This window comes from Streptomyces nanhaiensis, from assembly GCF_046614825.1.
Taxonomy (GTDB): domain Bacteria; phylum Actinomycetota; class Actinomycetes; order Streptomycetales; family Streptomycetaceae; genus Streptomyces; species Streptomyces radiopugnans.
Window position 1 is genome coordinate 1 of record NZ_JBKJFM010000220.1, and the last position, 7,259, is coordinate 7,259.

Genomic DNA, 7,259 nt, shown 5'->3' on the forward strand with positions numbered 1-7,259 from the left:
CCAGCCCGGCCGCGCGGGCCAGGGCCGGGTCGGCGCGGGCGGCGGCGACGACGGCGGACGGCCCGGCCAGGGCCTCGACGCAGCCCCGGGCCCCGCACCAGCACTCCGGACCGTCCACGGCCAGGCAGCTGTGGCCGATCTCGCCCGCGTTCCCGCTGGCGCCGCGGTAGGTCATCCCGTCGACCAGCAGGCCCGCGCCGATGCCGGTGCCCATGTACAGCGCGGCGAAGGTCGCGGCCGCGCCGACGCCGCCGGACCAGTGCTCGCCCAGGGCCGCCGCCGTGGCGTCGTTGTCGGAGACCACGGGCAGTCCGGTGGCCTCCTTGAGGGCCCGGTCCAGGGGGAAGTCCTCCCACTGCCGCATCAGGGGCGGGGTCAGCCGCATCCCGCTGGTGGGGGTCAGGGGGCCGGGGGAGACCAGGCCCAGCCCCAGCACCCGTTCACGCCCGACGCCGACGCCCTCGATGAGGGCGCCGACCTCGCCGGCCATGCGCTCGACGACGTCCGGGGGGTCCTCGGCCCCCGCGCCCGCCCGGGACATCCGGGCGACGACCGAGCCGCCGAGGTCGGTGAGGACGTAGGTGATGCCCGCGTGGTCGAGGTGGACTCCCACCGCGTACCGGGAGGACTGGTTGAGCTGGAGCAGGACGCGGCGCTTGCCCCCGGTGGACTCCGCACGCCCGGTCTCCACCACCAGCCCGTCGTCGATGAGGCGGCGTACGACGGTCGAGATCGTCGCGCCGGTGAACCCGGTGGCGTTGATGAGGCCGACCCGGCTGATGGTGCCCGCCGCGCGGATCACGTCGAGGACGGCCGCCCTGCTGCTCGCGTGGGCCGTGGCCCGAGCCGGTCCGCTCACTGGTTCCTCCGCCCGCGGCCCCGCCGCGGCGGGATCGCTGTCGATGTGCTCCGCGCGGTCCGCGCCGCACGTGTACGGACCGTTAGTTTATTTGCCTATCGAACGCGGGCAAGTGCCCGCCCGGACAGGCGCTTGCCCGCCCCTGGCGCCCGGCGCCTCTTCCCGGGAACGGCCCCCGCCGGGCGTCTTCCCTCGTATTCTTCCCCGTGCTTCTCCCGGCGCCGGGGCGGTCGCCTCCCGGGTCCCGCCCGGTCCTCGATCTCACTTGTGTCTCTGTGGACCGAGGGCGTCGCAGGAGTATTGACTTTCTTTCTTCGGCGACTTAAGAATCACCCCACCGAGCGACCCGCCGCCCCCGAGGCGGTCGGACGGCACACGGACGTGCCCCTCCAGGACGAGAGGAACCACCCACCATGTTCCAGCAAGCAAGACGCCGCCGCGCGCGCGTCGCAGCGGCCGGGATGGCCGCGATCGCCCTGCTGGCCACGGCCTGTTCGGGGTCGGGCGGCAGCGGCGGCGCCAAGGACGAGACCCTGGTGGTCTTCACGGGGCAGGCGGGCGACTACCAGGCCAACTTCAACCCGTTCTCGCCGACCATGAACGAGGGGCCGGGCACGATCTTCGAGCCGCTCTTCTACTTCAACCAGGTCCGCGACGAACCGGCCGAGCCGCTGCTGGGCACCGAGTACTCCTGGAACGAGGACGGCACCGAGCTCTCGGTCACCCTGCGCGAGGGCGTCAAGTGGTCGGACGGCGAGGCGTTCACCGCCGACGACGTCGTCTTCACGCTGGACATGATCTCCAAGTACAAGGAGATGAACGGCACCGGCTACACGGGCAGGGCCGAGGCCGTCGACGACACCCATGTGAGGATCACCTTCGACGAGCCCTCCTACATGGACGGCCCGCAGATCCTGGGCAAGATCTTCATCGTCCCCGAGCACGTCTGGAAGGAGTTCGAGGAGCCCTCCAAGAACACCGTCACCAAGCCCGTCGGCACCGGCCCCTACCTGCTGGGCGACTTCAAGGGCCAGGCCTTCACGCTCAAGGCCAACCCCGGCTACTGGGACGGCGAGCCCGCCGTCAAGCAGGTCCGCTACATCGCCCTGTCGGGCAACCAGGCCGGCGCGGACGCCCTCAAGGCGGCGAAGATCGACTGGCAGACCGGCCCGGTCCCGGACATGCAGAACGTCGAGAAGAACTACCCGGGCTACAAGGCCGTCACCGTACCCATCAACCAGACCGCCCTGATGACCTGCTCGGACGCGGAGATGGGCTGCGAGGGCCCGCAGACGGACCCCGCGGTGCGCAAGGCGATCTACTACGCCATGGACCGCTCCCAGATCAACTCCCTGGCCTTCCAGGGCACCTCCAGCCAGATATCGCCCGGATTCGCGCTGGTGGAGAGCAACGAGGAGCTCGTCTCGGAGAAGCTCGAGGAGAACCTGGCCCCGATGAAGCCGAACGTCTCCAAGGCCACGCGGCTGCTGGAGCAGGCCGGCTACACCAAGGGGCCGGACGGCATCTACGCCAAGGACGGCAAGGAGCTCTCCCTGACCGTCCGGGTCGTCTCCGGCTGGACCGACTACATCACCGCCGTCGACACCATGGCCGAGCAGCTCAAGAAGGCCGGCATCAAGCTGACCTCCCAGCAGTCCTCCTGGAACGAGTGGTCCGAGGCCCGCGGCCAGGGCAAGTACCAGCTGCTGATCGACTCGCTGTACCCGGGGCCGACGCCCGACCCCTACTACACCTACAGCTACTTCTTCAGCAGCGAGACCACCGCCGAGGTCGGCGAGACGGCGAACCCGAACTTCGCCCGCTACAGCGACCCGCGGGTGGACCGGGCGCTGAAGGAGCTGAAGAAGATCTCGCCCGAGGCGGCCGAGCAGCGACAGAGGCAGTACGACGTCATCCAGACCCGGATCGAGGAGGACATGCCCTACATCCCGATCCTCACCGCCGGCACCACCAGCGAGTACCACGCCTCCAAGTTCGAGGGCTGGCCGACGGAGTACAACCTCTACGCCGTCCCGGCGGTCTGGAGCCGCCCCGACCAGGCCCAGATCTACAAGGCCCTCAAGCCCGCCGGCAAGTGACGGCGCGGCGGTCGGCCCGGCGGCCGGCCCGGCGGTGACACGGCAGTGAACGGTTCCGAGGAGAGGCACACAGTGATAGGCGGAGATCGGTGAGGTACTACGCCCGGAAGCTCGGGTTCTATCTCGTCGCCCTGTGGGCGGCGCTGACCCTGAACTTCTTCATCCCGAGGATGATGCCGGGGAACCCGGTGGACACCCTCATGGCGAAGCTGCAACAGCGAGGCGGCGCAACCGACCCGTCGGTCCGCAGGTCCTACGAGCTCCTCCTCGGAACCGACACCGGCGAACCGCTGGTGAACCAGTACTTCTCGTATCTGGTCAACATGTTCCGCGGCGACCTGGGCATCTCGGTGAGCGTCTTCCCGGCGGAGGTCGCCACCGTCATCGGGGACGCGCTGCCGTGGACGATCGTGCTGGTGGGCATCGCCACCCTGCTGTCCTTCCTGCTCGGCGTCGGGCTCGGCGCCGTCGTCGGATGGAAACGCGGCTCCTGGCTGGACTCGCTCATCCCGGCCACCACCGTGCTCGCGGCGGTGCCGTACTTCTGGCTGGCGCTGATCCTGGTCGCGGTCTTCGCCACGGCCCTGAGCTGGTTCCCGCTCAACGGCGGGTACGACGTGATCCTCACCCCGGGCTGGGACGGCGAGTTCATCGCCTCGGCGGTCTACCACGGCACCCTCCCCGCCCTGACGATCGTGATCTCCTCGGTGGGCGGCTGGCTGCTGGGGATGCGGAACATGATGGTCTCGACGGTCTCGGAGGACTACATCCTCACCGCCCAGGCCAAGGGGCTGCGCGACCGGCGCATCATGACCCGCTACGCCGCGCGCAACGCGGTCCTGCCGTCCGTCGCCGGCTTCGCGATCTCCCTCGGCTTCGTGGTCTCCGGATCGGTCATCACCGAGCAGGTCTTCTCCTACCCCGGCATCGGGTCGAGGCTGCTGCAGGCCGTGGAGAACAACGACTACGCCCTGATGCAGGGGATCTTCCTGGTCATCACGGTGGCCGTGCTGGGCGCCAACCTGGTCGTCGACCTGCTGTACGGCCTCATCGACCCCCGCACCCGCGCCGGCAACTGAGAGCTGAGGAACCGACACCGTGACGAACATCAACCCGCCCGCCGAGACCGCCGGCGCGGCGCCGGACACCCCGGCCGGCACCACCGGCGTCTCCCCGGCCCCCCGGCGCCCCGGCGCCGGCGGCTGGCGCTCCCTGGTGCCGCGCTGGTCGCCCAAGCTCGGGACCGGCCTGGGCCTGGTGGGCGCCATCGCCCTGTTCGGGATCCTCGGACCGCTGCTGACCGGCGACCCCGACACCATCCGCAACATCAGCATGACCCCGCCCGGCGGCGAGTTCTGGCTGGGCACCACCCAGACCGGCCAGGACGTGCTGGCCCTGCTGGCCCACTCCACGCGCGGCTCCCTGCAGATCGGCCTGCTGGTGGGCGTCCTGGCCACCTTGCTGTCCGCGGTCTTCGGCGTCATCGGCGGCTACGTCGGCGGTGCGGTGGACGAGGGCTTCTCGCTGTTCTCCAACGTGATGCTGGTGATCCCCGGCCTGCCGCTGGTGATCGTCATCGCCGGCTTCGTCCCCGCCGAGCAGCGCGGCTGGTGGACCATCGCGGTCGTCCTGGCGATCACCGGCTGGGCGGCCTCCGCCCGGGTGCTGCGCGCCCAGACCCTATCCCTGCGCAACCGCGACTACGTCGCCGCGGCGAAGGTGGCGGGCGAGAAGCCCTGGCGAATCGTTTCCGTGGAGATCCTGCCCAACCTGCTGCCGCTGATGGCCTCGCAGTTCGTGTTCGCCGTCATCCTGGCCATCCTCAGCGAGGCGGGCCTGTCCTTCCTGGGCCTGGGCGCCTCGGGCTCCGACACGCTCGGCACGATGCTCTACTACGCCCAGAACGGCTTCGCCCTCCAGCGGGAGGCTTGGTGGTGGTTCGGCCCGCCCGGCCTGGTCATCGCGCTGCTCGGCTGCGGCCTCTCCCTGATCAACTTCAGCATCGACGAGATCATCAACCCCAAGCTGCGCACCGTCCCGGCCGCCTCGCGCCGCACCCGCGGGGGCGGGAGCGCCGGGGGGCGCAAGCCCCGTACGGCCGCGGCCCGTTCCGTCACCGGCCGTGAGGCCTTTGGCCGCGACGCCGTCCTGACGGTGGAGAACCTCAACGTGGTCTACCGGGGCGAGAAGCCCGTCCACGCCGTCAAGGACGTCTCGCTCACCCTCGGCCGCGGCGAGATCCTCGGCCTGGCCGGGGAGTCCGGCTGCGGCAAGACCACGCTCGCGTACGCGATCAACCGGCTCCACCGGCCGCCGGCCGAGGTCACCTCGGGATCGGTCGTCTTCCACGACCGCGACGGCTCCGACCTCGACCTGCTCGCCCTGGGCAAGGAGGAACTGCGCGCCTTCCGCTGGTCGAAGCTGTCGATGGTCTTCCAGGGCGCGATGAACGCCCTGAACCCGGTCATCTCCATCCGGGCCCAGCTGGAGGACGTGCTCACCACCCACCGCCCCGGGATGTCCGCGCAGGCCCGCCGCGAGCGGTGCGCCGAGGTGCTCCGCCTGGTCGGGGTCGATCCGAGACGGCTGGACTCCTTCCCGCACGAGCTGTCCGGGGGGATGCGGCAGCGTGTCATGATCGCCATGGCGCTGCTGCTCGACCCCCAGGTGATGATCATGGACGAACCGACCACCGCCCTCGACGTGGTGGTCCAGCGCGGCATCCTGAGGGAGATCCTGCGCTTCCGCGACGAGTTGGGCTTCGCGGTCGTCTTCATCACCCACGACCTGCCGCTGCTGCTGGAGCTGAGCGACCGCATCGCGGTCATGCGCGACGGCGAGGTGGTCGAGTACGCCACCGCCGACGAGATCCACCGCGACCCGAAGCACCCCTACACCCGCAGGCTGCTCGACTCCTTCCCCAGTCTCACCGGCGAGCGGGGCGCGTTCGTCCGCACCGGGGAGTCCAGCGCCCGCGAGCGCACCGGCCCCGGCACGGGCACGGGCACGGGCACCGAAACGATCGTGAAGGAGGCGGGCTCGCGATGACGACGCTCGAAGTACGCGGCCTGACCAAGGACTTCTCCATACGCTCCGGCCTGCGCCACTCCCGCTTCCGCGCGGTTGACAACGTTTCCTTCACCCTGACCCCCGGCAGGACGGTCGCACTGGTCGGTGAGTCCGGGTCGGGCAAGTCGACGGTGGCCCGCATGATCGCACGCCTGGAGAAGCCCACCGCGGGCGGGATCACCGCCACCGGCCCCGACGGGAGGCGGGTGGCCGACCGCGCCTACCGCGACCATGTGCAGATGGTCTTCCAGGACCCCTTCGCCTCGCTCAACCCCTTCCACACCGTCGAGCACCACCTGGCCCGCCCGCTGAAGCTGCACGGCAGGGCCCGCGGGAAGGCGGAGGTCGCGCAGAAGGTCGAACAGCTCCTGGAGCGCGTCAACCTGACCCCGGCCGCCGACATCGCCCAGCGCCGCCCCCACGAGCTGTCCGGCGGCATGCGCCAGCGCGTGGCCATCGCCCGGGCCCTGGCGCCCGGAGCGCAGGTCGTCATCGCCGACGAGCCGGTCTCCATGCTGGACGTCTCCATCCGGCTGGGCGTGCTCAACCTGCTCGCCCGGCTCCAGCGCGAGGACGGTCTCGCGGTCCTCTACATCACCCACGACCTCGCCACCGCGCGGCACTTCTCCGACGACATCCTGGTGATGTACCGGGGGCGCGTGGTGGAGAGGGGGCCGGCGGACGAGGTCATCCTCAATCCGCAGCACCCCTACACCAGGATCCTGGCGGCCGCCGCGCCCAACCCCGACGCCCGCGACCGCGCCCGGCTCACCGAGGCGCTGGGCATCGAGCCCGCGGGCGGCTCCACCCTCCCCGGCGACGATCCGGGCTGCACCTTCCGGGACCGCTGCCCCAAGGCGTTCGAGGCCTGCACCCGTATGCCGGAGGACTTCGCGGTGGGCTACGACCACTACGCGAAGTGCTGGCTGCACTCCGGTGGCGACTTCGCCGGTTCCGCCGCCCGGGCCGCCCGTCCGGCGGCCGGGGGAAGCGCCACCGCGTAGGCCGCCGGTCCGGCGGTACGGCATGTCCCCGGGCCCGGTCCCCGGCGGACCGCCCGGGGGGATGCCGCGCGAGGTCGGCTCGTCCCAGATGGTCTTCTTCGTCGCCGGCGGGCTCCAGGCCCTCTTCTCACTGCTGGCGATCATCACCTTCGCCGCGGCCGAGGACGACCTGGAGGAGACCTACGGCGACCTGGGCGTGAGCACCGGCATCTACTACGCGATGTTCGT

5 protein-coding genes are annotated in these 7,259 nt (G+C 70.9%); 4 read left to right on the forward strand and 1 reads right to left on the reverse strand.

Going from position 1 to position 7,259, the window contains the following annotated elements; genetic code table 11:
• A partial coding sequence (locus ACLIYP_RS28350; RefSeq protein WP_412715952.1) for an ROK family transcriptional regulator occupies positions 1 to 859 on the reverse strand: 859 nt, incomplete at its 3' end.
• Between the two features lie 413 nt (positions 860 to 1,272).
• Here ACLIYP_RS28350 and ACLIYP_RS28355 point away from each other — a divergent pair.
• From ACLIYP_RS28355 to ACLIYP_RS28370, 4 genes are all read left to right on the forward strand, one after another.
• Positions 1,273 to 2,958: an ABC transporter substrate-binding protein gene (locus tag ACLIYP_RS28355; protein WP_412715953.1), complete on the forward strand. Its 1,686-nt coding sequence runs from the start codon at positions 1,273 to 1,275 to the stop codon at positions 2,956 to 2,958.
• Positions 2,959 to 3,047: 89 nt separating this feature from the next.
• On the forward strand, positions 3,048 to 4,037 hold the full coding sequence (locus tag ACLIYP_RS28360; protein WP_412715954.1) for an ABC transporter permease: 990 nt from the start codon (positions 3,048 to 3,050) through the stop codon (positions 4,035 to 4,037).
• A 19-nt stretch (positions 4,038 to 4,056) separates the two neighbouring features.
• Positions 4,057 to 6,006, forward strand: coding sequence for a dipeptide/oligopeptide/nickel ABC transporter permease/ATP-binding protein (locus ACLIYP_RS28365; RefSeq protein WP_412715955.1), 1,950 nt, complete (start codon positions 4,057 to 4,059; stop codon positions 6,004 to 6,006).
• Entirely contained in the window at positions 6,003 to 7,031 is a 1,029-nt protein-coding gene (locus ACLIYP_RS28370) for an ABC transporter ATP-binding protein (RefSeq protein WP_412715956.1), read from the forward strand. Before ACLIYP_RS28365 ends, ACLIYP_RS28370 begins: the two co-directional genes overlap by 4 nt.
• The last annotated feature ends 228 nt before the right edge of the window (positions 7,032 to 7,259 follow it).

What these genes read in the sequence shown, in the direction of transcription:
- ACLIYP_RS28355 (WP_412715953.1), top strand. Translation starts at nt 1,273, where the DNA reads ATGTTCCAGCAAGCAAGACGCCGCCGCGCGCGCGTCGCAGCGGCCGGG.
- ACLIYP_RS28370 (WP_412715956.1), top strand. Translation starts at nt 6,003, where the DNA reads ATGACGACGCTCGAAGTACGCGGCCTGACCAAGGACTTCTCCATACGC.